Source organism: Nocardiopsis baichengensis YIM 90130, assembly GCF_000341205.1.
In the GTDB taxonomy this organism is placed as follows: Bacteria; Actinomycetota; Actinomycetes; order Streptosporangiales; family Streptosporangiaceae; genus Nocardiopsis_A; species Nocardiopsis_A halophila.
Genome location: NZ_ANAS01000071.1, coordinates 1 through 542 on the forward strand (window position 1 = coordinate 1; position 542 = coordinate 542).

The window sequence follows — 542 nt, forward strand, 5'->3', positions numbered from 1 at the left end:
CACCGGCACCCACACCACGGTCTGGCCGGCGGACAGCAGCAGGTCGGCCAGGCGCTGGCCCAGGCCCTCGCCGCCCTCCAGGGCCCACACGTGCTCGGCGCCGGGGTACTCGGCCATCACCCGGCGTTGGAAGTCCAGCAGGTGCGCCAGGACCCCTTCCGTGCCCTGCTTGCCGACGGTGATGTCGGTACTGGCCAGGGGGCGGTCGCTGTGGCGGCCCATCGCGGCTGCGGTGTAGAGCTTCTTGTGGGGGTCGATGCCGGTTACGATCACGGTGGCGGCTCCATCTGCTGGTGCGGTGGTCCGTCGCAGGGGCCCGGCCCTTGGGGGCATATCTGTTGTCGGCCGCGGGTCGGCATGCTTCTATCAGGCCGCCCGGGGGCCGGGTTCCTGCTGGTCGGGGGCGGGCGGGCAGGTCAACGCCAGGCCTCCTCCCCTCTTGGGAGGGGCAGATCTCGGGTGGGCCCCGCCCGTTCCCCGGTGCCGGGGCCGCTGCGGCTCAGCGGCCCCGGTAGCACCATCATCCACCAACAGATCTCGGG

Annotated in this window: 1 protein-coding gene; it reads right to left on the minus strand. The window is 72.7% G+C overall.

Translation table 11 applies throughout. The features are described 5' to 3' along the window. On the minus strand, positions 1-273 hold a 273-nt coding region (locus tag C892_RS31100), incomplete at its 3' end, for a hypothetical protein (protein ID WP_040685657.1). Positions 274-542 lie beyond the last annotated feature (269 nt).